This window comes from Floridaenema aerugineum BLCC-F46 (genome assembly GCF_041929345.1).
GTDB lineage: Bacteria > Cyanobacteriota > Cyanobacteriia > Cyanobacteriales > Aerosakkonemataceae > Floridanema > Floridanema aerugineum.
This window is the reverse complement of record NZ_JBHFNQ010000116.1, coordinates 1-25,516: the sequence shown is the minus strand read 5'-3', so window position 1 is coordinate 25,516 and position 25,516 is coordinate 1. Positions and strand designations below refer to the sequence as shown.

At 40.9% G+C, this 25,516-nt stretch carries 19 protein-coding genes; 11 read left to right on the top strand and 8 right to left on the bottom strand.

The genetic code is table 11. The features are described from left to right. Positions 1-233 precede the first annotated feature (233 nt). Positions 234-1,094 (top strand): Cof-type HAD-IIB family hydrolase, encoded by an 861-nt coding sequence (locus tag ACE1CC_RS15465; protein ID WP_413271326.1) that lies wholly within the window; start codon positions 234-236, stop codon positions 1,092-1,094. A gap of 248 nt (positions 1,095-1,342) precedes the next feature. Here the strand turns inward: ACE1CC_RS15465 and ACE1CC_RS15460 are convergent, their stop codons facing one another. Beyond that, positions 1,343-2,305, bottom strand: a complete 963-nt coding sequence (locus ACE1CC_RS15460; protein ID WP_413271325.1) for a DALR anticodon-binding domain-containing protein — start codon at positions 2,303-2,305, stop codon at positions 1,343-1,345. A 274-nt stretch (positions 2,306-2,579) separates the two neighbouring features. Between ACE1CC_RS15460 and ACE1CC_RS15455 the strand changes: the two genes are divergently transcribed. Then, positions 2,580-3,311 (top strand): Crp/Fnr family transcriptional regulator, encoded by a 732-nt coding sequence (locus ACE1CC_RS15455; protein WP_413271324.1) that lies wholly within the window; start codon positions 2,580-2,582, stop codon positions 3,309-3,311. A 150-nt stretch (positions 3,312-3,461) separates the two neighbouring features. Here the strand turns inward: ACE1CC_RS15455 and ACE1CC_RS15450 are convergent, their stop codons facing one another. The 5 genes from ACE1CC_RS15450 to ACE1CC_RS15430 all read right to left on the bottom strand — a co-directional run bounded on the left by ACE1CC_RS15450 (position 3,462) and on the right by ACE1CC_RS15430 (position 9,715). Further along, a complete protein-coding gene (locus ACE1CC_RS15450; RefSeq protein ID WP_413271323.1) occupies positions 3,462-5,825 on the bottom strand; it encodes a sensor histidine kinase in 2,364 nt (787 codons plus the stop codon). A gap of 60 nt (positions 5,826-5,885) precedes the next feature. Continuing rightward, complete coding sequence (locus ACE1CC_RS15445) at positions 5,886-6,059, bottom strand: hypothetical protein (RefSeq protein ID WP_413271322.1); 174 nt, start codon at positions 6,057-6,059, stop codon at positions 5,886-5,888. Between the two features lie 103 nt (positions 6,060-6,162). Continuing rightward, positions 6,163-7,206 carry a PstS family phosphate ABC transporter substrate-binding protein gene (locus ACE1CC_RS15440; RefSeq protein WP_413271321.1) on the bottom strand — a complete coding sequence of 348 codons (1,044 nt, stop codon included), beginning with the start codon at positions 7,204-7,206 and terminating at the stop codon, positions 6,163-6,165. A gap of 35 nt (positions 7,207-7,241) precedes the next feature. Further along, complete coding sequence (locus tag ACE1CC_RS15435; protein WP_413271320.1) at positions 7,242-8,648, bottom strand: protein kinase domain-containing protein; 1,407 nt, start codon at positions 8,646-8,648, stop codon at positions 7,242-7,244. A 41-nt stretch (positions 8,649-8,689) separates the two neighbouring features. Next, entirely contained in the window at positions 8,690-9,715 is a 1,026-nt protein-coding gene (locus ACE1CC_RS15430) for a LysR family transcriptional regulator (RefSeq protein ID WP_413271319.1), read from the bottom strand. Between the two features lie 205 nt (positions 9,716-9,920). On the opposite strand from ACE1CC_RS15430, the gene ACE1CC_RS15425 reads away from it, so the two are divergent. The 8 genes from ACE1CC_RS15425 (at position 9,921) to ACE1CC_RS15390 (ending at position 21,599) form a co-directional block, all read left to right on the top strand. Further along, entirely contained in the window at positions 9,921-10,634 is a 714-nt protein-coding gene (locus ACE1CC_RS15425; protein ID WP_413271318.1) for an NnrU family protein, read from the top strand. A gap of 385 nt (positions 10,635-11,019) precedes the next feature. Continuing rightward, positions 11,020-11,400 carry a thioredoxin family protein gene (locus tag ACE1CC_RS15420; RefSeq protein WP_413271317.1) on the top strand — a complete coding sequence of 127 codons (381 nt, stop codon included), beginning with the start codon at positions 11,020-11,022 and terminating at the stop codon, positions 11,398-11,400. Positions 11,401-11,696: 296 nt separating this feature from the next. Beyond that, entirely contained in the window at positions 11,697-13,784 is a 2,088-nt protein-coding gene (locus ACE1CC_RS15415) for an NAD(P)H-quinone oxidoreductase subunit 5 (protein ID WP_413271316.1), read from the top strand. Positions 13,785-14,083: 299 nt separating this feature from the next. Beyond that, positions 14,084-15,679, top strand: a complete 1,596-nt coding sequence (ndhD1, locus tag ACE1CC_RS15410) for a photosynthetic/respiratory NAD(P)H-quinone oxidoreductase subunit D1 (RefSeq protein WP_413271315.1) — start codon at positions 14,084-14,086, stop codon at positions 15,677-15,679. Positions 15,680-15,802: 123 nt separating this feature from the next. Then, a complete protein-coding gene (locus ACE1CC_RS15405) occupies positions 15,803-18,343 on the top strand; it encodes an ATP-binding protein (protein WP_413271314.1) in 2,541 nt (846 codons plus the stop codon). Positions 18,344-18,350: 7 nt separating this feature from the next. Continuing rightward, a complete protein-coding gene (locus tag ACE1CC_RS15400; RefSeq protein ID WP_413271313.1) occupies positions 18,351-20,633 on the top strand; it encodes an ATP-binding protein in 2,283 nt (760 codons plus the stop codon). 38 nt (positions 20,634-20,671) lie between these two features. Further along, positions 20,672-21,127, top strand: a complete 456-nt coding sequence (locus ACE1CC_RS15395; protein ID WP_413271312.1) for a response regulator — start codon at positions 20,672-20,674, stop codon at positions 21,125-21,127. A gap of 16 nt (positions 21,128-21,143) precedes the next feature. Beyond that, positions 21,144-21,599, top strand: a complete 456-nt coding sequence (locus ACE1CC_RS15390) for a DUF29 family protein (protein ID WP_413271311.1) — start codon at positions 21,144-21,146, stop codon at positions 21,597-21,599. 39 nt (positions 21,600-21,638) lie between these two features. Here the strand turns inward: ACE1CC_RS15390 and ACE1CC_RS15385 are convergent, their stop codons facing one another. Then, complete coding sequence (locus ACE1CC_RS15385; protein ID WP_459563852.1) at positions 21,639-23,783, bottom strand: peptidase domain-containing ABC transporter; 2,145 nt, start codon at positions 23,781-23,783, stop codon at positions 21,639-21,641. Positions 23,784-23,987: 204 nt separating this feature from the next. Next, positions 23,988-24,239: a hypothetical protein gene (locus ACE1CC_RS15380; protein WP_413271309.1), complete on the bottom strand. Its 252-nt coding sequence runs from the start codon at positions 24,237-24,239 to the stop codon at positions 23,988-23,990. Between the two features lie 171 nt (positions 24,240-24,410). Between ACE1CC_RS15380 and ACE1CC_RS15375 the strand changes: the two genes are divergently transcribed. Beyond that, complete coding sequence (locus tag ACE1CC_RS15375; RefSeq protein WP_413271308.1) at positions 24,411-25,373, top strand: HlyD family secretion protein; 963 nt, start codon at positions 24,411-24,413, stop codon at positions 25,371-25,373. The last annotated feature ends 143 nt before the right edge of the window (positions 25,374-25,516 follow it).

Genomic DNA, 25,516 nt, shown 5'->3' with positions numbered 1-25,516 from the left:
CACACCTTCCGCCCAAAAAAACACTCTCACAATCTTAATATGGGGCGGGGGGGGGCCGTCGCCCCCCCCCAAAACACGGCTTTTCTTGTGGGGGGGGGCCCCCCCGCCCCGCCTTGGTTTTCACTTTATTTACATCTACCTACTTACTATCTATCTAATCCAATTTGCGTTAAATTTAGCGGATGGTGCGTTATTAACGCACCCTACAATAAAGTACAACCGACAACTAAATCATGAATAGAGAAATTAACCAGCGATTAACAGCAGAAAACTCGGAAATTAAACTCTTAGTTCTTGACATTGATGGGACGATCGCAGGAGAATCTAATCAAATTAGCCAACCTGTTAAACAAGCAATAAAAGCAGTCCAAGCTAAAGGCGTAAAAGTTGCGATCGCCACTGGCAGAATGTACTGTTCCGCCTTACGCTTTCATCAAGATATCAATTCCGATCTGCCACTGATGGCATACCAAGGCGCACTCATAAAAGATCCTGCCACAGACAAAGTTTTACGTCATTGGCCTGTATCTAAAAATTTGGCATTGCGGTTATTAGATTACTTTGAACAACCAGAACTGCGATCGCTACTTTCCGTTCACTTTTATATCAACGATCAACTTTATGTCCGAGAAATTACCCCAGAAACCGAAATTTATGCCGCACGTTCCAACGTTCCCCGCATCCCAGTCGGTGACTTACGAAAAGTTTTAGATACGGAGAATGAACCGACAAAAATATTAGCATTGAGCGACGATACTGACGTGATCGAACGTCTTTTAGGCACGCTCAGAAAACAATATACCCCAGCAGAACTTTACCTCACCACATCTGTAGCTACCTTTTTTGAAGCTACTAACCCTTGGGTAAACAAAGGTGCAGCTGTGCGTTATTTAGCTGAAGAAATCTTAGGATTGTCAGCTAGCAATGTCATGACTGTTGGTGATAATTTCAATGATGTGGAAATGCTGGAATATGCAGGTATTGGCGTAGCGATGGGTGGTGGCCCTGCGGAAGTCCAAGCGATCGCTCATTGGGTAGCCCCCAGCGTCGAGGAAGATGGGGTAGTTGCTGCGATCGAGAAATTCATCCTCTAAAAAAACCCCTTAAATCAGAAAGAGAACCGACGACTGGCCGTGTTTCGTCTCGGTTCTCTTGCTGGTTCGCTCCTCACACATCTGTAACTATACAGGAGGTATTTTAATTTGTCACCCCTTTTAAGAAAATTTTTATTCTTTTGGCATAGAACCCTTGGGGGAAGGCAAGCGGGCAGGGGTACAAGGGTAAGTATTGAGTAGGGGCAATTCATGAATTGCCCCTACTCAATACTTACCCCAGTCCCCAACTACAATTCCAGAGGTGCGGTAACGCCTATACAGTCTTCTAACAGCAGTTGCAACATTGTTTGGGTAGCCATGAGTAAACCTAACCTTGCTTGGGCTAGTTCTGGAACTTCTGTCTTTACCTCGCCCCAAATGCGGCATTGGCGATAAAAGTTTTCCCAGGAGAAGCTAATTTCCTGTGCGAGTTTTTCCCAATTCAACTTTTTTGATGATGCGGGACAGTACATCGCATCTAAGGCAGAAAAGAGTTGAGAAATTAAGCTGCATTCTCCCCGATGGGTTAATCGCAACTCTCCTTTCTCATTTAACCAGGGAATAGCGTCAGGTGCGATCGCTCCCCATGAACCCTCGCGTTGGGCTAACCTCAGCAGCGAACAACAACGCGCATGAGCATATTGCACAGAGAAAAGGGACCCGGAACTGGGAAAGGCAGAAGGCAAAAATTCCCCTTGTCCCTGGAGCCCCCCTGCTCCCCCGCCCCGCTGCCCTTCTGCTAAACTCTGCAACCAAGTAGCAATTCCTAAATCAGTTAATTGTAAGTGCAGCCAACCAGGAGGTACTACTTTGAGTGTGAAATATTTTTTGGGGTCATCAGATAATTCTTGACTCGATAAGTAGGAAAACTGATCCGCTATTTGGGTAGCAACATCTATTGGCGATGTTCCCCATGATTGAGACTCTTTGAAAGCGATCGCACAAATGTAAACTACTACTGTGTCCTTCTGTACTCTGGTCAAAAAAAGATTACCTTTTGTAACTAATTGTTCCCTAATCTGACTACATTTTTTTTCTAAAATTGAAGTATCTAAATCATCCTTTTGGCTGATGTAGTTCTGTTCTTCAGCCAAAAGTAGCCCCGGTATTAAATTTGGCTGATGTGGTACTGTATTAATTGTCCTTTTCAGCCAGAACAGCAAAAACCGTTTAGCGGCGGGGAACTTGGTGGTTAGTAAACTCTGATTCATGAACAAGCAAGCCCACAGCCAATTTACCTTTCTTTTTTGCCATCTATCTACAGACGTAGATTGCATCAAATATAACAAATATAAAAGTCAAATTACAGATTGATTAATTCATTCTAAAGTATCCTTTATTACTTTAAAAATCTAGTAAAACTTATATAAAGATAGTATGAATCAAGCTTGGTCAAATGACATTAATTTGACTGAGTTTGAACAGTAAAATCTCCCTCGATGACGAAGGTAATAATAATACACTATTTAGTTGACACTCAAAGCTATGCTCCCACAATCTGTTTCCTTAGAACCAAACACAATAAATTCAGAAGCACTACGTCCTGAACCAGCACGCCCATTTCTGACATGGCAGCGCATTCTTGACTGGGCGAATGAACACTATCGCTGCCGAACTTTTAGCAAAGATGAAAAAATTCCCGCCCGTCCGGGACTACTTTACTTAGTGCAGCGAGGTGCAGTGCGAATGGTAGGAGTTGCTCAAGTTAGTGCAACTCATCGTAATCTAGGCGGACGCGCCATCGCCAATATGAACCAGGAAGAAGCCTTTTTAGGTTTCATTGGTGCGGGACAACCTTTTGAAATTGTAGCTCAATCGCCTTTTACCCTACATAGTTATGCTCACATTGACCAAACTTCGGTAATTTGGATGTACTGGCATGACTTAGATAATTGGCCTCATTTTCGCCGGGAAGTGTTGGACGCATTTCGTTATCAGCACCAACGGAAACTGTTGTGGTTGAGTACTTTGGGACAGCGCCGGACGATCGATCGCCTCTTAGGATTCCTCACACTGTTAATAGAAGAATACGGCGAACCCGCAGAACAAGGTTACAGTCTACCTTGGACATTAACTCATGCTCAAATTGGTAGCGCGATCGGTTCGACTCGCGTCACTGTTACCCGCCTGATGGGTAAACTACGGCAACGCGGATTAATCCTCACCCAAGATGATAACCTCATCTGTTTGCCTGCGGATACAGCACTACGTCGTTAGAAGGGCTATGGGATCGCCCTTGCAGGAAATTTTGGTGAGGGAAGGGAAAAGTGAAAAGTTATGAGTTTTAAGTTTTAAGTTTTGAGTTTTCTTTGCAATTTAACTCAAAACTCTGTACGGGCAATTCATGAATTGCCCTACAACTCAAAACTAACTCCTTTGCCCTCCATCCCCTTGATAACTTAATTCGTAAGTTGGAGAAGAGGTGGGAAAAAGTGGCAATTGCAGAGTAAAACTGGCACCTTTTCCGAGGCGCGATTCTAGGGTAATCGATCCGCCATGAAGTTCTGCTAATTTCCGGGCGATCGCTAAACCCAAACCAGTTCCCGAAAATTTTCGTGATAAAGAAGTATGAATCTGAGAAAACGGAGAAAATAGTTTTACTTGGTCATTAGGATCGATCCCAATCCCAGTATCCCAAACGGTAAAATTTACATTTTCCGTAGTGTAGTTGTTAACAGTCTCGGGAGAACGATAAACTCTTAAACCAACACTTCCTTTTGGCGTGAACTTCACGGCATTAGTCAGTAAGTTAATTAAAATTTGTTTGAGGCGAATCGGATCGGCAACCAAGAATTCTAAATCGCTAGCTACTTCTACTTCTAAAGATATACCTTGAGCGATCGCTCGTTCCCGGATTAAACCAATTACATTTTCTGTTATCTCATGAATAAACACAATTTGCGGATCTAACTCCAAACGTCCAGCCTCAATCCGAGACATATCGAGAATATCATTAATCAATTCCAGCAAATACTGACCACTGCTATAAATTCGCTCCACATATTCCTTTTGTTTAGGATTGAGTTGGCCGAAGCATTGTTCTAACAGCACACTAGAAAAGCCCAAAATTGCCGTTAAAGGCGTGCGTAACTCATGACTAGTATTAGCAATAATCTCTCCTTTTACCCGGTTTAAAGTTGACAACTCTTGATTCTTTGCTTGCAAAAGTTGCAATTGGCGAGATTGACGAATTGCTAAGGTACATTGACTGGCTACCTGTTCAATTAAAATAATTTCATCTTGACTAAAATGATGGGGTTGAGATTGCAATAAAGCAATTCCTCCAATTAAACCTTGGGTATCCCAAATTGGACTAATCAACACCATATTTGCTCTGGTTTCGGGTTGACTATTGTTGAAGGGAATTAAACCCAAATAAGTTTTTCCCGCTAACAATGCAACACGACAATTTTCTGGTAATTCCTTAAGTAGTAAGCGTTTCCCTACCAGTGAGACTTCGTTATTAACAATCTCAGAAGATTGCCGATCTTTAAAATACTCATGTTCTACTTCTAGTACTTCTTCGGTTGCTTGGAACAGCATGGCACAACAACCATCAATTTTTAAAGCTGTTACTAAACCTTCCACAGCTGTTTGCAGGATTTGATCTTCTTTCAGTTCTTGGCGTAGTGATACCGTTAACTTACGAATTAATTGCTCAAATTGTAGCGATCGATTTAAAGTCAGCGTGCGTTCTTTCACCCTTTCTTCTAATTCCTGAGTGTAAGCTTGCAATTGTTGTACCAAACTTGCTTGTTCAAAAGCGATCGCCATTTGATTCGCCACCGCTTGCACCAACTTTCTTTCATCTTCCGTCCATTGTCTAGGTAAGCGACATTGATGAACAATCAACAAACCCCAAAGTTTCCCCTGCTCCAACTCCAAAGAATTATCTTTCCGTTGTTGAATCGCCGCCACCATAATACTTCGCACCTCCATTTGTTCTAGCATTTGTCGATAGCATTCCGACAATTCCTCAGTGCGAACATCTATGCTATGCCAAAGTCTACCTTGACTATAAGCTTGCAAATAACGTTGGGGAATACATTCAGCTGGAAAACTTTTTCCTTTAATTGATTTATATGCTGGTTTTACAGCTTCTGATGTACAAATACCACTAGCATCTGCTTGTAACTGATAAGCTAATACGCGATCGGCATTCATTGCAGTCTGTAATTTTGTCACTCCTATTTCCAAAATCTTGGGAAAATTAAAAGTGTTGCGAATTGTCGCCGCAATTTCACTTAGTAATGCTTCTCGTTCCCGTCTTTCATTAATCTCTTTTTCGGCTTCTATAATATAACTTAAATCATTAACAAACACCAACAAATAGCTATCTTCTGTTTCTAAATTTTCCCGCAAAAACATCGTCACTTCCGCCCAGACGATCGCACCATTGCGGCAAATAAAACGCTTTTGCAAAGAACATTTTCCTGATAACTCGCCATTAATTAATTGACGAATAAACTTCATGTCATCAGTAAAATCATCTGGATGGGAAATTGTCCGACAATCTAAACGACGTAACTGTGCTTCCGTGTAACCAATCAAATTACTCATTGCTGGATTGGCCTTGAGGATACCACCATCCAAACTCATGTAGAAAATGCCTACAGGTGATTCATAAAATAAGATCTCCTCCGCTTGGGAGTTTTCCTGCTGAGTGGGAAAAGAACATAGAACATTGGCAATTTTTTCCCTCTCTTGCTCTTTCCACTCTCGATGTACCATATTTAATTCTCCATTCCTGGCTCCACTAGCAGAAGTTTTGGCTAATGGTAATAATTGTAACTACAATTTTTGCCATAAAATAGTGTCGTTAATTAAACTTTGCGCTGTTAATTCTCTGCATAGCTGTTGAAATTCCCCATTTTCTCCAATTGCTAAAGCCATACCATGACGATCGCACTCTGCCACACCTACCATCACCGCTGATAAACAAGTGTAAAAATCAGCATTACTCAAGTCTATTATGATTTTATTTAGTCTTTATTTTGCAAAAGTAGACAAATATTTATATAAATCATCCTTACGCTCTTTAAAAGTAAATTTTCTAACCTAATCTCAACTAACGGATAGGTACAAAACCAGCTTTGCCAATTAATTCTTGACCTTCGTCAGTAAGCAACAAATTAGCGTAAGCTTCACCCCCTTGCTGCTCTATTTGACCATTTTGTTTCACAATCACAAACAAATTGCGCGTTAAAGGATATTTACCTTGCTGAAAAGCAGCTAAGTTCAACTGATTGCGTCGAGTTGGACATTGAGACAAAGGTACAAACGGTTCTTGATAAGGTGCGACAAATTCGCCTTGTTTGCGACCTATAGGTATTGATTTAACAGTACACTGCGGCACTACCTCTGGTGCAGAAGCGTAATAAATTCCTCCCGGAGTATTAGCGATTTTCCGTAACGCTTGAGTTGTCGTGTCAATAAGTTCCACATTGGGAGTAAAATTTTTCTCCTTAAGAATTTCTTCTAAAAACATATCTACCGTTCCACCAGAACCTTTAGGGCGAGAAAAAGGTTTAATTACCAAATTTGGGCCACCTACTTGTTTCCAATTAGTAATTTTGCCAGTGTAGATAGATCTTAATTGGTTAACAGTTAATCCGGGAACGTTCAAGCTTGGGTTAACAGCTATAGCTAAACCATCAATAGCAACAGTAATTTGTTGCAAGCGAAAACCGCGTTGTTGTGCTTGCTGATATTCTTGGTCAGTTAGGGGTCGAGAAGATTGAGAAAAAGCTATTTGACCGTTGAGTAACATTTTAATTCCAATACTGGAACCGGGAGGACTACCAATTGGATTGGTATAGCGCAGTCGAAATTCAGGTCTTGCTCCTTGAATAGCTGAATCTACTAATAGTCGAATTGGTGCCCAAGAAGTGCTACCTCCATAGTTAAATAATCCAGAAGGCACGTTTTTTACTTGGGCAAAGTCAGTACTTAAATTTGAGGTTTTAGAAGTGGAATTATTAGGGTTTTGTTGACTGAAGTTATCAATGTTAAAACCGAAACTGTGAGTCAACCACCAAATAATCGCACTTAACAATGCCAGAGTAATTAATAAGGCAAAAATCAAACTTATTGTTTCATTTTTTTGAGACATAAGAAACTGGATAATGGATTGGTGACTATTAATACTTACAAAAATCGGGAAACTAGTTTGTAAATTAACCGGAATAAAATAGTAATAGCGATCGCCACCAACCCCGTTATAATTGGTAATCCAATTATAAATAATATACCTCGACCACGCAACAGGAACCCAACCAAAGCAAATGTAATACCAGCAATAATCAATAAATCAAACTTTTCAATCAGGCGGCGATTTTGAGCAAAAATCAATCCTCCCAAAATCATCCCCCATAAACCCATCTTCACACCTGCTGGAATAGGTAGAAAACGTAAAGCTATCAACAGCAAACCTCCTTCAAATCCGGTAAATGCTGCTCCTGCGAGCACTTCCCACAAAGAGAATCTTGGTCGAGGTGAAGATGGAACTAACGGGGATGCAGGTTGGGAGATAGGTGGATTTTGTGGTTTTTGAATTAGCGATCGCGTTACTTGCGATTGAATTGATGCTAAAGCAGATTTGCTATTAAGTGCTGTTAGTACTTCTTCTGCGGAAGCAAAGCGTTGTTGGGGTGCAGGTAAAAGCATTCGGTCTAAAATATTAGCTAATCGATCGCTCACCTGCACATAATTTCGCCATCGCCATTCATTGTTGTAAGAATCATATAACTCCCCAGGAGATTTACGAGTTAGTAAAGTTAAACAACTCACAGCAAGAGCATATAAATCTGTCGCTGGATAAACTTGAAAACCACTCATTTGTTCTGGAGGAGCATATCCCTGAGTATAAATGATTCCTGTAGATTTGTGAGAATTTTCCGAAATCGGTACGCTTGTTACTTGTTTAACTGCGCCAAAATCTAATAAATGCAAACGACCTTGGCGATCGCGCATAATATTAGAAGGCTTAATATCGCGATGAATCGTCCCTTTTTCATGCACAAATTGTAAAACCGGGAGAATTTCCCGCAAAATTTCTACCACTTCATCTTCCAAAAATTTCCCCTTTAGTTTCTGTTCCTCTTCTAAAGTTTGACCATTGATAAACTCTTGTACCAAATAAAAAAATTGCTCTTCTTTTCCCAAACTTCGATTAAGAACACTTAGCTCAAAAAAGGCATATAACTCTGGAATTTGAGGATGTTCATTTCCCAGCTGTTCTAAAACTGCTGCTTCCCGTTCAAACAAATTTTGTGCTTTTTGGAGTTGATTAGGGGTTAAGTTTTCAGGAGGGCGAAACACTTTTACCACACAACTACGCTTAGTCGGAGTATCGCGATCGCGTGCTAAAACCGCCACCCCAAATCCTCCTTTACCCAACAATTTCCCCGGTAAATAACGATCTCTTAAAATCAACGGCATCCCACAAGCAGTGCAATACTTTTGTGACACTCGTTTAAGAACAGTTAAATCGTCGAGTTCCGCGAAACTATTCACCGGACGAGGACAACCTGAACGAGTGCAGTAAAGTTCCATAAAAGTGGATTGTTTATTTGAGCTTTTGGCAACTGCAAAGGCTAGCTACCATTAGCCGGAAAAATTTTACCAGCTTGAGGAAGCACAGCAGTTTTGTGAGAATTAGCCAGATTAGCCGTAGCTTCTACGATTTCTTTGCTCCATCCCGGCATAGCAAACGAAGGCAAAATTTCCTGGCTAAAAGCTTCTGCTGCTTTAGAACGGTAACGATGAGGATTAAAAATCACCGACAGCATTCGTTTGATCACCACTTCATCAATATTGGCACGATGGAGAATTCCCATTTGCAGTTCTTTTTCGATCGCCGAAACTGAAACAAAAGCTGCACCCAAACCCGACTGTACAGCATTTTTAATTGCTTCTATGGAATTAAGTTCCATTTCAATTTTCAACCTGCGAGTATCAATCCCACAACGAGTGAGTACTTGATCGATTACCTTACGAATAGTTGATTGAGAATCGAGAGCAATAAAATTTAGCTTGTACAAATCTTCTTTTTGGATAATTTCCAATTTAGCAAAGGGATGAACCACCGGAATAATTAACGCTAACTCATCCTCTACATAAGGCTGAATTTGTAAAGATTCGTTCAATTCCGAGGGAATTTCGCCGCCAATAATTGCCAAATCAACTTGTCCATTAGCTACACTCCAAGCGGTGCGCCTTGTAGAGTGGACGTGCAACTGTACCGACACATCTGGATATCTTTGCCGGAACATTCCGATCATCCGAGGTAACAGGTAGGTTCCAGTAGTTTGGCTGGCTCCCACAATCAGGGTACCACCCTGGAGATTCTGCAAATCTTCGATCGCACGACAAGTTTCTTCACAAAGCGAGAGAATCTTTTCGCCGTAGCTCAACAGGAGATATCCTGCTTCTGTTAATTGTGCCCTGCGCCCACCGCGATCGAACAACGGCACATCCAATTGCCTTTCCAAGTTCTGCACTTGTAAACTAACAGCGGGTTGGGAGACATACAGACTATCTGCGGCGCGTTTGAAACTTCCCTCTGCGGCGATCGCTTTGAGAATACGCAACTGATCTAAAGTAAAAGGAAGGTCGGTCATACGGCTAAACCTGAATGTGAAAAGGAGCCAGAAGACGACAAACCCGGTTAAAAGGGGTTTGACTCAAACGCTTAATTACTAATACAGTTTAGAGATCTTAGGTACATATAGGAAGTAATACCGCCCAAGAAAAGTCTTCTTTCGAGTTATTTCTGACATGGTTTGTGCTGTAATTGAATCGATTGATAATTCTTCAAACTCTGTAATGTTATTTACTTGGTTCACACCCAGTCACGGAATCATCCTGGGACTGTTGTTAACTTTTGCGATCGCTCACAGTGGATTAGCAGCATTGCGTCCTTGGGGAGAAAAATTAATTGGCCCTAGAATGTACCGCATATTATTTGCCCTAGTCAGCTTGCCCCTAGCCACTGTGTTAATCATCTACTTTTTTAACCATAGGTATGACGGCTTACAAATGTGGCAGGTTCAAGGAATACCCGGAATAAAACCCTTAGTTTGGGTGTTATCTGCCGTATCTTTCCTTTTTCTGTACCCTGCAACCTTTAACCTACTGGAAATTGCCGCCATTCAAAAACCAGTTGTACACCTTTACGAAACAGGCATCATTCGGATTACCAGACATCCCCAGATGGTCGGACAGATAATCTGGTGCATTGCTCACACCATCTGGATTGGTACCACTTTTACCCTAGTTACGTCAATCGGCTTGATTTTACACCATTGCTTTGGAGTCTGGCACGGGGATCGCCGACTACTAGCCCGTTACGGCGAAGCGTTCGCAGCAGTTAAAGAAAGGACTTCGATCGTGCCATTTTTAGCGATCGTCCAAGGCAAACAAACCCTAAAATGGCAAGAATTTCTCCGCCCCGCATACGCAGGAGTAGCCGTCTTCGTTCTCCTCTTCTGGTGGCTACATCCCATATTGATTGATGCCACCGCTAGGGTTGCTTGGTAAGGGGGACTGGGGACTCTTGACTGGGGACTGGGAAAAGTTTTGAGTTTTGAGTGAGAGAGTTTTGAGTTGGGAAGAGTTGGGGAAGTTTTGAGTGAGAGAGTTTTGAGTTAGGGAAATAGTTCTAAGTTAATGAGCTTCCCAAGAGTCCCAAGAGTCTCCCAGTCCCCAGTCAAGAGTCCCCAGTCCCTAAAATTCTTAACTCAAAACTCATAACTCAAAACTCATAACTTCAGCCCAGCCCTTAGTTTTCTGGCACTTCAACAAGATAAACTGATCCCCAAACCTTAAATTGCTTATCAAAACTTCTGAGTCAGACGATCCCGAATCGATGTAGCATGATCCCAAGACAAATAAAAAAAACCTATACGTTATCATCTTGAGGGTCATGGTACTGTCAGTTAACGAGCGGACGTTTACACCAGAAGTTTTAGAGTCTCCCACACCAGTATTGGTTCATTTTTGGGCTCCTTGGTGCGGTTTGTGTCGCCTGATTAACCCCCAATTGACTCGTTTTCAGGCAGAATCGTTAGGCAAGTTTAAATTAGTGGATATCAACGCCGACCAAAATTTTAAACTAGCGAATAAATATCGACTAAAAACCTTACCTACTCTAATGTTGTTTCAAGCAGGTCAGATTCTCTATCGCTTCGAGCACTTTCGAGGTAGAGACGATCTCGATACAGCATTAGAAATGATTTTGCAAAGCTACACAGAATCTAGCAACTATCAGTTGTTAGAATCTCTCTCCTGTCATATTAATTCCTGAGTTCGCTTAAAGTACCTAGTACAGAGGCAAGGCAACTAAGGTGAAAAACTCCAAGGAAAGTCAAGGATAAATTTTCCCTTTACTTTCCTTAGAGTTTTTCCCTAGACCCTACTTAATGGCGTATTTCTCAAGAAATGTTTTTTGCTTAATAGAGTAGCAATGGTGTGAATTTTTCCTTAAGCCAACCCAGATTTACCTGTGTTGGTTATTTTATGGTGAGATGAACCTATCAACTGTGTGTCACAATTGTTCACAGTTTGATCAAAAAGTTAAATTATATAAAGTAGGCATCAGTGATGGAACTGATATATCAGTATGCTTGGCTAATACCAGTCCTACCATTGTTGGGGGCGATGATAGTCGGCATCGGGCTGATTTCGTTTAGCAAATTTACCAGCCAACTACGACAGCTGAACGCGGTGTTTATCGTCTCCCTGCTGGGAGCGGCAATGACCCTTTCCTTTGCGATACTTTGGAGTCAGTTTACTGGTCATGCACCCTACACTCAGACTCTAGAGTGGGCATCAGCGGGGAATTTTCATTTGTCGATGGGCTATACGATCGACCACCTAACAGCAGTAATGTTAGTAATCGTCACCACCGTAGCCTTCCTCGTCATGATCTACACCGACGGCTACATGGCACACGATCCGGGGTATGTTCGCTTCTATGCTTACCTCAGCTTGTTTAGCTCCTCAATGTTAGGTTTGGTAGTTAGCTCCAACCTCGTGCAAGTGTATATCTTCTGGGAACTCGTCGGGATGTGTTCCTACCTGCTGATTGGTTTCTGGTACGATCGCAAACCAGCAGCCGACGCTTGTCAAAAAGCATTCGTTACTAACCGAGTCGGTGACTTTGGCCTATTACTAGGTATGCTCGGTTTATATTGGGCAACTAGCAGCTTTGACTTCACCATCATGGGCGAACGTCTGCAAGCCGCCGTAGAATCTGGACAATTAGCTGCTGGACTAGCCGCACTATTCGCCGTTTTAGTCTTCATGGGCCCAGTGGCAAAATCCGCCCAAGTACCCCTGCACGTTTGGCTACCAGACGCGATGGAAGGCCCCACCCCCATTTCTGCGTTAATCCACGCCGCAACAATGGTGGCAGCTGGCGTATTCCTAATCGCCCGGATGTATCCCGTCTTTGAAGGCATCCCAGTAGTAATGAGCGTCATTGCCTGGACGGGGGCTGTAACCGCCTTCGTGGGCGCAACAACCGCAATTACTCAAAATGACATCAAAAAAGGCTTGGCTTATTCCACCATGTCTCAGCTAGGTTACATGGTGATGGCGATGGGAGTCGGTGCTTACAGCGCTGGACTATTTCACCTCATGACCCACGCTTATTTTAAAGCCATGCTGTTCCTCTGCTCTGGGTCAGTGATTCACGGCATGGAAGGAGTAGTCGGACACGACCCCGCTTATGCTCAAGATATGCGAATGATGGGCGGTTTGCGGAAGTATATGCCCATTACCGCAATCACCTTTTTGATTGGCACTTTGGCAATTTCCGGGATTCCTCCTTTCGCCGGATTTTGGTCAAAAGACGAGATTTTAGGTTCTACTTTCGCCGTCAGTCCAATTTTATGGATCGTTGGCTGGGTAACTGCGGGAATCACCGCTTTTTATATGTTCCGAATGTACTTCACTACCTTTGAAGGCAAGTTCCGGGGTAATGAAGCCAGCGTGAAGAACACCATCAAAGCGGAAGTTCTGCAAAGCCAAGGTTTAGTTTTTGGCCCAGGTGCGATGAATCCTCAAGAATTGACGATCGAGGAAGCTAGAGGTCATGATGACCATGAAGCCCATGAAGGTCACGGTCATAGTCATGAACCGCACGAATCACCAATTACCATGACTTTGCCATTAATGATCTTGGCAATTCCATCGGTGTTAATTGGTTTAGTAGGAACACCATTCCACAATTACTTTGAAGAATTCATCCATCCAGCGAGTGAAATAGTTGCCGAAGTACCAGCAGAAGCAGCACAGGAAGGTTTTACAGAGTTCCTGATTATGGCTGGTAGTTCTGTGGGCATTTCCTTGATTGGGATTACCTTGGCTTCGCTGATGTATTTGATGGGTAAAATTGATCCGAGTGCGATCGCAGCCAAAATTCCCTCACTCTACAAAATCTCCAAAAACAAATGGTACTTCGACGAAGTGTACGATGTCCTCTTCGTCCAAGGTAGCCGTCGCCTAGCCAGGGCAGTCATGGAAGTAGACTTAAAAGTAGTAGACGGTGTAGTTAACCTCACAGGTCTAGTCACCCTACTTTCCGGCGAAGGTCTAAAATACTTTGAAACAGGACGAGCACAGTTCTACGCCCTAATCGTATTCGCTGCTGTTTTAGTCGGCGTTATCGCCTTCAGCGTCACCTAGCAGTGGGGACTGGGGACTGGGGACTCTTGACTGGGGACTCTTGACTGGGAGACTCTTGGGACTCTTGGGAAGCTCATTAACTTAGAACTATTTCCCTAACTCAAAACTCAAAACTCAAAACTCAAAACTCAAAACTTTCCCCCAGTCCCCAACTCCCAAAACTCTGGAATTAAAACCAAAGAAATAAGCATATTTCGTAACTTAGTAATAAAAATGGTATGGGCGAGAGTAGATCTTGTCTTAAATTAATCAGACGAGATTACCCTTTAAGTTCTAGAAATTTAATAACCTGACTCGCAATGAATACCGCTAATTTTCCTTGGCTGACGACGATCGTACTGTTTCCGATCGCAGCATCCCTACTAATCCCCTTCATCCCCGACAAAGAAGGCAAAACAGTACGTTGGTACGCCCTGATTATCGGCTTACTCGATTTTGCCCTGATTTCTTACGCTTTCTACACCGGGTACGACTTAAGTAAACCCGGTTTACAACTGTTTGAAAGCTATGCTTGGGTTCCCCAACTCGATTTAAATTGGTCAGTAGGCGCAGATGGGCTCTCTATGCCCCTAATCTTACTCACTGGCTTCATGACTACGCTGGCAACTTTGGCAGCTTGGCCTGTAACCTGGAAACCAAAGCTGTTTTACTTTTTAATGCTGGCGATGTACGGTGGGCAAATCGCCGTGTTTGCCGTCCAAGATATGTTGCTATTCTTCTTGGTGTGGGAATTGGAATTGATTCCAGTTTACCTACTGTTGGCAATCTGGGGCGGGAAAAAACGTCTTTATGCCGCTACCAAGTTCATCCTCTACACGGCTGGTGGTTCCCTGTTTATCTTAATCGCAGCTTTGGCGATGGCGTTCTACGGCGATAACGTTTCTTTCGATATGCGTACCCTCGCCGCTAAAGACTTCGCTATCAACTTCCAATTATGGATGTATGCGGCTTTCTTCATTGCTTACGCCGTCAAACTGCCGATTATTCCTTTCCATACTTGGCTACCCGACGCACATGGCGAAGCTACCGCACCAGTACACATGCTACTCGCTGGTATTCTCCTGAAAATGGGCGGTTATGCCTTAATTAGGATGAATGCTCAAATGTTACCTGATGCCCATGCGGTATTTGCGCCTGTGTTGGTAGTTTTGGGCGTGGTAAATATTATCTACGCCGCTTTAACTTCCTTTGCCCAAAGAAACTTGAAACGGAAGATTGCTTACTCTTCCATTTCTCACATGGGATTTGTGACAATTGGGATTGCCTCGTTTACCGATTTAGGTTTGAGTGGGGCAATGTTACAAATGGTTTCTCATGGTTTGATTGGGGCGAGTTTGTTCTTCCTTGTCGGGGCAACTTACGATCGCACTCACACATTAATGCTAGATGAAATGGGTGGTGTTGGTCAGAAAATGCGGAAGATGTTTTCCATGTGGACTGCTTGTGCTTTGGCTTCTTTAGCATTGCCAGGAATGAGTGGTTTTGTGGCTGAATTAATGGTATTTGTGGGCTTTGCTACCAGCGATGCTTATAATCCGACTTTCAAGGTAATTGTTGTTTTCTTGGCAGCAGTGGGTGTGATTTTGACACCAATTTATCTGCTGTCAATGTTGCGCGAAATCTTCTATGGGCCGGAAAATAAAGAGTTAGTAGAACACGAGGCTTTAATTGATGCTGAGCCCAGAGAAGTGTTTATCATTTCTTGTTTGTTGGTGCCCATTATTGGGATTGGTTTCTATCCCAAAATGCTGACGCAAATCTATGATGCAAGTACGCAACAATTAACAGCACGTTTACGGGCAGCTGTGCCAAATTTAGTGGAAAATCCTCAACCTGCGAATCCTTTGCCAATGGCGCTTCAGAAATTCACTTCTGCACCCAAAATTGGTAAGTAAATGAAAACCTGATTTTTCAGTATATTCTGCCCCTTTGCAGGGGCTTTTTTGTTTGGTACAATTGCTAACAAATATTAAATAAATTTATGTCAAAAAGTAATATTTGACATTTAATAATGAATCATGTCCCCAAAACAGCAGCGCACTATTTTGATAATTGATGATACACAACACGATCGGGAAACCTATCGCAGATATCTACAAGCTGACCAAAATAATAGTTACATCATTTTAGAAGAAGAATTAGCAGAAGAAGCACTGGCACTATGTCAAAATAATGCAATAGATGGTATAATAGTAGATTTTTTACTGCCGGATTTAGATGGGTTAGAGTTTTTGACACAGTTGCAAACGCAGGTAGGCGACAAATGTCCACCTGTAATTATGATTACTGGGCAAGGTAATGAAGCTGTAGCAGCTAAAGCAATTAAAAGCGGGGCGGAAGATTATTTAATTAAACGGCAAATTACGCCGGATAGTTTAAGATTAGCAATGCACGCGGCGATCGAAAATACAGAATTACGCCGTCAACTACGCGCCAGTGAAGAGCGTTTTCAGACATCTGTCGAAAATATGCTAGATTGCTTCGGTATTTACTCAGCAATACGGAATGAGTCAGGGCAAATAGTAGATTTTCGGATTGATTATTTGAATGCAGCTGCCTTAGCAAGTAATCAAATGACTCCCAAGGATATTGGAAGATTTCTCTGCGAAGTATTCCCTAATAAGTATAAAAGTGAATTATTTGCCGAATATTGTCAAGTTGTGGAAACGGGAAAACCGTTAATTAAAGAATCTCAGATTTATTCAGATGTTTTTGGTAAACAATATTCAACAAGATTCTTCGATATTAGAATCAGTAAATTAGGTGATGGGATGGTTGTTTGTTGGCGCGATGTTACCGCCCGTCAAGAAGCAGAAATAGCTAAACAACGACAAATAGAACGGGAAAGAATAGTTAATCAAATTGCTCAACAAATTCGGCAATCCTTAGATTTAGAAGAAGTACTTAACACTACTGTAACGGAAGTGCGAAAATTTCTGCAAACCGATCGCGTCATCGTTTTCCGTTTACAAGCAGATGGTAGTGGTGTTGTAGTTACAGAATCTGTTGGTTCTGAATGGACTTCCATCCTTTATAGAAGTATATACGACCCCTGCTTTAAGGAAACCTATATTGAACTTTACCAACAGGGTTTAGTCACCAGTAAAAGCGATCTTTCCCAGAAAGGAATTAAGCCTTGTTATCTAAATTTACTGAGTCAATTTCAGGTACGGGCAAACTTAGTAGTACCAATTCTGCAAGATCATCAATTATGGGGATTATTAATTGCTCATCATTGTGCAACAACGCGAGAGTGGCAACTTTCAGAAATTGCTTTATTACAGCAATTAGCCACTCAAGTTGCTATTGCGATTAAGCAATCAGAACTTTATCAACAAATGTACAATGAATTAAGAGAACGTCAGCGGACAGAAGAAGCTTTGCGGCAAAGTGAGGCATTGTTTCGCGGTGTTTTTGAATCGAATATAATGGGGATTTTTTTCTGGGATAATACTGGAAAAATCTTGGATGTTAACGAAAAATTTTGCCGGATGACTGGCTACAGTCGAGAAGAATTAATAGCTGAAAAAATTTACTATCATAATATTACACCACTGGAATATCAAGAGTTAGAAGCTGAGAAATTAGAGTGTTTACAAAAAACGGGTTCCTGTGCGCCATTTGCTAAAGAATATATCTGTAAAAATGGGAAACGCTTACCAATTTTATTGGCTGTTGCCTATTTACCAGGATCTCGCGATCGCGGCGTGGCTTTTGTACTAGATATTAGCGAGCAAAAGCAGTTAGAAAAGGAACGAGAAAAGCTGTTATTAGAAGCACAAACATCCCGTGAGGAGGCGGAAATTGCTAATCTTACTAAGGATAAGTTTTTAGCGATCGTATCTCATGAATTACGTTCTCCACTGACCACAATTCTTGGTTGGGCTACCTTGCTCAGAACTCGTAATTTCGATAATAATACAATACAAAATGCACTGGAAGCAATTGAACGTAATGCGAAAATTCAAAATAAAATAATTGACGACTTGTTAGACCTTTCGCGCATTATCCGAGGGAATTTACATATCAGTATTAACCAAGTTAATATGGCTAATGTTATTGATGCAACTATTACTAATCTACAATTATCAGCAGAAGAGAAAAATATTAAATTAACCTCGAAAATAGGGGATAGAGATGTGCAAATTCTTGGTGATGTTCATCGATTGCAGCAAATTATGACGAATCTGTTGACTAATGCCATTAAATTTACTCCTAATGGTGGCAGAGTGGAAGTTGAACTTTCAGTTGTAACTAAGCAAGGAGAAAAAAACTCAACTAGCGCAGAAAATGGTTATGCAGAAATTCGAGTTACAGATACGGGTAAAGGAATTAGTGCAGATTTTTTACCTCATGTTTTCGAGTATTTCCGGCAAGAAAATAGCAGTAGCAAATCCTCTAAAGATGGGGTAGGTTTAGGATTAGCGATCGTCTATAATTTAGTTGAACTACATAACGGAACGGTAACAGCTGCCAGTCCCGGAGAAGGAAAAGGTGCGACTTTTACAGTTACACTGCCACTTTTCCAAAGTAACAATTTGATTACCAATAATCAGTAATTAAAAAATGAGTAACAATTCGACTATTATTTCTGAAACAATTGATTTAAGTAACTGCGATCGCGAACCAATCCACATTCCTGGTTCAATTCAACCTCATGGTTTTATGTTGATTTTACAAGAACCAGAACTAAAAATAATTCAAGTTAGTGCAAATACAACTCAATTTATTGGTAAACAGCCAGAACAATTATTAAACACTTATTTAGAAGAACTACTTATACCCAAACAACTAGAGGCAATAAAAAAATGCTTACAATCGGATTTTGAAAATGTTAATCCCTTGAAGTTAACACTTAAGAAAAAAAGTAAATTTGTCATTTTCGATGGAATTATTCACCGCTTTGACGGCGTTTTATTTTTGGAATTAGAGCCAGCTAAGACCCAAAAAAGTTCTGATTTTTTCGGATTTTATCATTTAGTTCGGGGAACAATCAGCAAACTGCAAAACACCTCAAAATTATCAGAGATGTGTAACGTTATTGTCAGTGAAGTGCAGAAAATTACGGAATTCGATCGAGTAATGGTCTATCAATTTGATGCCACAGGCGCAGGAACCGTAATTGCCGAAGCGAAACGAGAAGATTGCACACCTTTATTAGGTTTGCGCTATCCTCCATCAGACATTCCCAAGCAAGCAAAACAACTTTATACAAGCAATTGGTTGCGGTTAATTCCCGATGCTAACTATCAACCTGTTCCCCTAATTCCCCAACTAAATCCCCTGACTAATTCCCCCACAGATTTAAGTCTCGCCGTCCTTCGCAGCGTCTCACCAATTCATATTCAATACCTGCATAATATGGGCGTTGGTGCATCGATGTCCATTTCATTAATTAAAAACAAAAAACTGTGGGGTTTAATTGCTTGCCATCATGAATCTACTAAATATCTTAGCTATGAAATCCGCACCGCTTGCGAATTTTTAGGTCAGGTTGTCTCCTGGGAATTGCGAGGAAAAGAAGATAATGAAGACCTAGATTATAAAATTAAATTAAAATCGATTCTGAGTAAATTTATGGAATCGATTCCTCAAAATGAAGATCTTGTAGATGGATTAATCCAATCAGAACTAGATTTGTTAGCCTTAACTAGTGCTCAGGGAGTTGCTATTTGTGAGAATAATCAATGGAAATCGATCGGTCAAACTCCTGAAACTACAGATTTAGAAACCTTACTTCAATGGATTGAAAATAAAATAGAAGGGAACTTATTTCACACTGATGCTTTATCTAAAGAGTATCCAGAAGCCCAAAAATATCAGCAAATTGTTAGTGGAGTAATTGCCTTAGCAATCTCGAAGGTTAATCGTAATTATATCTTGTGGTTTCGTCCAGAAGTAATCCAAACTGTTAACTGGGGTGGTAATCCTAATAAACCCGTAGAAGTAAAAGAAGATAATGTTTTGCACCTGTCTCCGCGCAAATCTTTTGGCCTTTGGCAAGAAACAGTAAAAGGCAAATCTTTGGCGTGGAAACCTTGCGAAATTGAAGCAGTTTTAGAACTGCGTAGCGCCATTGTCGGAATTGTTTTGCGTCGCGCCGATGAACTAGCAAAAATCAACGTAGAGTTAGAACGTAGTAATAATGAATTAGATGCTTTTGCTTATATTGCTTCTCATGATTTAAAAGAACCATTACGGGGAATTCATAATTATGCTAGTTTCTTAATTGAAGATTATGCAGAGGTTTTGCATGAAGAAGGAGTTTCTAAATTAGAAACTTTAGTCCGTCTGACGCAGCGAATGGAGGATTTGATCGATTCTTTGCTACATTTCTCGCGACTGGGACGGGTAGAATTAGCTTGGCAAGGAACGGATTTGAATGATTTAGTTAAAAATGTAATTGATGTATTGAAGTTAAGTTTGCCAATGTCTAATGTGGAAATTCGTATACCTCGACCTTTACCAAGAGTAAGATGCGATCGCATCCAAATTAACGAAGTTTTTAGTAACTTAATTAGTAATGCTATTAAATATAACGATCGCACCGAAAAATGGATAGAAATCGGATTTTTAGATTTGGAAAATCAATCTCGTAAAGATACTGAAGAATTGGGGGAAGTAGCGATCGTTTTATACCTGCGTGATAACGGTATAGGGATTCGTGAATATCATCTCGAAAATATCTTTCGCATTTTTAAACGTCTACATGGACCAAAAAAGTACGGTGGTGGGACAGGCGCAGGTTTAACAATTGCCAAGAAAATAGTTGAGCGACATGGGGGTAAAATTTGGGTAGAGTCTATCTTTGGCGAAGGAAGTACCTTTTACTTTACCTTGCCAAGATAAACTAACCACTAGCTAAAAATTAACATCGATCTCATCTCATGAATACCTCTACGAATCAATCTTTTTTAGTTGTTGAAGATAGTGATGAGGATTTTTTTGCTTTTGAACGTATATTAAAGAAATTGTCAGTTACGCAAGCGATTTACCGTTGCTCAGATGGCGATGAAGCGTTAGACTTTCTCTATCACAGAGGACAATATACTGATCCAGAAAAAGCACCCCGCCCATCGATTATTTTACTAGACTTGAATTTACCAGGAATTGATGGACGAGATGTCTTAGCTCAAATTAAACAAGATCGTCACCTGAATATGATTCCTGTGGTAGTATTTACGACATCTTCTAACCCCAAAGATGTGGAAATTTGCTATCAACAAGGAGTTAACAGCTACATTATTAAACCGATTAATGTTAATAAATTAATGCGTAGCATTCAACTTTTGATTGAGTATTGGTTTGAAGCCAATACTTTACCAGAATTTGTTAATAAATGAGGTAAGGGAGAAGATTATGGAAGAATTACTAGAACTAAAACAACTCCTGCTAAAAGGCGACATCAAAGGATCGTTAGCCATAGTAGAAGAACTTGAGGAAATGAGCAAAAAAGATATTATTAGTAAAATTCGTAGCTATGCAATTATTTTGCTTTTGCATCTAATTAAACAGCAAGCGGAAAACCGGACAACTCGTTCTTGGGAAGTGTCTATCCGTAACTCAGTCAGGGAAATTAAAAGAGAAAATAAACATCGTAAAGCTGGAGGTTATTACCTGACACCAGAAGAATTAAATGAAATACTGGAAGAAGCTTTTTTAAATGCCATTGATGAAGCTTCCTTAGAACTAGCAGAAGGACTTTATGAAACTGAAGAATTAGAAAAATTAGTTGATAAAGCAGAAATTATCGATCGCGCCCTAACCCTAATCTTACCATCAGAAACCACAAGCCTCAGATCCCCGACTTCTTGAAGAAGTCGGGGATCTGTAGATCTGTAAAGCCTGCAAAAATTAAGGATTCAAAAAACCTTGATGTTCGCCACGTTTAGCGCGTAATTCCTCCAAAGTACCTTGTAACTTTAATCGTCCTTGATCCAAATAAATCACCCAATCAGCACGATTAATAACTCTGGGACGGTGACTAATTAAAATTGTAGTTTTTCCCCGCCGATGACTTAGTAAATTTTCCAAAACTTGCGCTTCACTCACCGGATCTAAACCCGCCGTTGACTCATCTAAAATTAAAATAGATGGATCGTTTACTATCGCTCTCGCAATAGCTAACCTTTGTCTTTGTCCCCCGGAAATATTCGCACCAAATTCACCTAAAACACTTTGATATTTGTCAGGTAACTGGCTAATAAATTCATCAGCGCCAGCAATACGACAAGCTTTGACAATTTGCTCAAAAGTCACTTGCGGTGAACCTAAACGGAAATTTTCAATAATTGAACGACTCCAAAAATGGGCATCTTGAGGAACTAAAACAACCTGTTGACGGAAAGATTCTAAAGCTAAATCTTGCAGATTATAAATGTCAATGCGAATATTACCAGATTGCGGAGGATATAACCCAGCAATCATTTTCGCTAAAGTACTTTTACCACAGCCAGACTTACCAATAATTGCAACTACATTACCTCCAGGAATTGTGAGAGTAAAGTTTTTTAGTAATTCTACTTTTCCCGGATAATGGAAGTTTACATCACTGCAAGTGATCGCAGAATTTCCTGGTATAATTGCTTCAGGTTTTTTCGGATCTCCTTCAGCTTCCGGGGTAGCATCAATGACTTCTGTTAAACGTTGGCTAGCTGCTTGGACACGAGCAAATTCATCAACAAATCCGATAGTAGTAGTAATTAAACCTGTAAAGCTCTGATTTAAACTATTGAATGCTAGTAATTGTCCAATAGTTAACTCTTTGTTGATTACTAGCAAACTACCTAACCAAAGTAAAGCTACGGCACCACTATCAGAAACAAACTCGGAAAAGACATTATTAATAATACCAATTTGAGTGGTACGGAGAGAGAGATTTGCTAACCGACCAAATCGGCTCTGAATTTCTTCCCAAAATTGAGCAAAAGCGTTAGTAGTTTTCAGAGTTTGTGCGCCTTTAAAAGTTTCCACTAAAACACCTTGGTTATCTGCTTCTTGAACTAAAAGATTGCGACTTTTTTGTTGCAAACTAGGCAGAAAAACAATAGTGGAAACCGTCATTAAGGCGGCAATAATCAGAGCAGCTATGGTTAATTTCCAACTATAAACCAGCATAAAAATAAAAGAAATGCTGGCGACAAATAGCTGACTTGGATAACTAACAACAATTTGAGAAACTAACTGGTTAATTTCTTGAATATCTTGCAACCGACTAACAATTTCACCACTGCGACGAGCTTCGTAATAAGCTAGAGGTAAACGAAGGATTTGTCTGCCAAATTCTAAGACTAAGCCTAATTCTAATCTTTGGGCAAAGTGAGCGATAAAATTAGATTGCAGTAAACTTAAACCGCTACTAAAAAGGTTCATGACTATGACTGCGATCGCCACACCAGTAAGTAACTGCATATCTCCCCGAATTAACACATCATCAGTGAGAACTTGCAGCAAAAAAGGCGAAGCCAAAGACAGAAAACCGAGAACAATATTTAGCAGTAATGCTTGCAATAATAAAGTGCGATAAGGCCAAACCCGTTCAAAAAAGCGACTAAAACCACCAATTTTATCTTCCGGTTGATTGTAGAAGCGGACAGGATCGGGTTCTAACAAAAGCATTACCCAATCTTCCCAGTTTTCGGTTAATTCCTCTTTAGTAATATAGCGAATTCCTACAGCCGGATCGGCAATTACATATTTCTTTTTTCGCTGCCCATACAAAACAACCCAGTGAGTTCCCATCCAGTGGATAATAGCTGGTAATGGTGCATCATTCATCTGGTCGAGAATTTCCGGGGAACTTTTCACAGTTCGGGCATTAAAACCTAAAGCTTCAGCACCCCTCCTTAAACCTAGCAAAGTAGTTCCTAATTTACCTGTACCAACTGCTTCTCGAATGCGGTTAAGAGTTAACAAACGCCCGTAAGACTTAGCAACAGAAGCTAGACAAGCTGCACCGCAATCTTCTTCACTATGTTGTAAAACAACTGAGTATTTCATCGGATAATCTGTATTAGTGTGAGATGCTCTCATTAGCTATTCATCGCTATCCAACACAAATCAGAAAAAAACACCCATCATATAGATAGGTGTTCTTGTGAGTTTTTAGTCCCGTTCCGAGTTACATCTGTATAGAAATTTGAGCAATTTTAAGATGTCTGCAAACTATCTAATTGCTCAGATTTCTAACTCACACATCCAGCCTTACCAGCAACCGTAGCCACCACCGTAACCGTAGCTAGCGCGGTAGTAGGTGTAGGTGCGAGGACGGTAGTAGTAGGTGCGATAATAGACGCGGTAGGGGCGGTAGTAACTACGGTAGCCGCCGTAGTAGGAAGTACGACGGTAGCGACGGTAGCCGTAGCCACCGTAGTAGCAACCACCGTTAACGCTAGCAGCTTCTTCAGAATTTAACTCAGTAAAAAGTTCTGGTTTTTCAATTTGTTGGTTATCCATGAGTAACTCCATATAAGATGACAAGGGCGAAAAGTCGCTTAGTAGTTTTGCTGATTTGTTGCTCTACCTTGCGAATTCAGTTACAGATTCCCTGCGTTACCCACTCCCATCCGGAAGGTTCATGCGGGTAGTTAAAAAAAAATTTTTCAGCTAAACTAACTGAGTGCCATCATGAGTAATAGATTTGATTCCAACCTACTCAATCCTTTAGAAAGCGATGAATTTCTACCTCCAATTAGTCGGTGGGCGAAGTTAACAGGGTTGTGTTTAGCCGCTACATTTGGTGTAGCACTAGGGTTATCTGCGGTGATTAAATACAACACAACTGTAGATGCAATGGGAATGGTTCGTCCGGCTAGTGAACTGCAACTTGTGGAGTCAGCAACACAGGGAAAGGTGAAAAGTATTGAGGTTAAAGAAAATCAGGATATTAAAGCGGGAGATCCGATCGCCAAGGTAGATGATGTTCCCTTAAAAAACCAAAGAAACAACCTGAAAAAGCAAGTAGATCAACTAAGTGCTCAACTTGCCCAACTTGGTTCGCAAATAAATCAGTATAGAGCCAAAAATCCTAATTCAAGTAACATTTGGTACTTGTTTCGTCGCTACAAAAGCTTGGAAGAACAACTCAATACTACCCAAAGCCAATATTACCAAGTTTCCCAAATTCTAGATAATGCTGTGGTACGTACTCCCATCTCAGGCAAAGTTCTTAAATTGGAGTTACAAAGTATAGGTCAACAGATAAAAACTGGTCAACAAGTGGCGCAAATTCTTCCCGCTAATACTGCTATGTTAGTAAGAGCAAGAGTGGCGGTACAAGATATTGCTCGCGTACAAATCGGTCAAACTGTACAATTAAGAATTTCAGCTTATCCTTACCCGGATTATGGAATTTTGCGCGGAAAAATTACTTCAATTAGTGCTGATGCAATTACACCACAAAATACTAGTGCAGATCCAGCTTCTCCTTACTACGAAGTGACGATTGAACCGGAAAAAAGTTTTTTGGTGAAAAGCGATCGCTATTATCCCCTGCAACCCGGAATGGAAGTTACTGCTAACATTATTTCTCAAGAAGAAACTTTTCTCAATTTTATTCTCAGACAAGCTAGATTGACTACCAATTTGTAGTAGGGACACGGCATCATTAATATTTTCCAGTTGTCCCAAATATCTCTGATGCCGTGTCCCTACAATTAATACGGCATCATTAATATTTTCCAGTTGTCCCAAATATCTCTGATGCCGTGTCCCTACAATTAATACGGCATCAT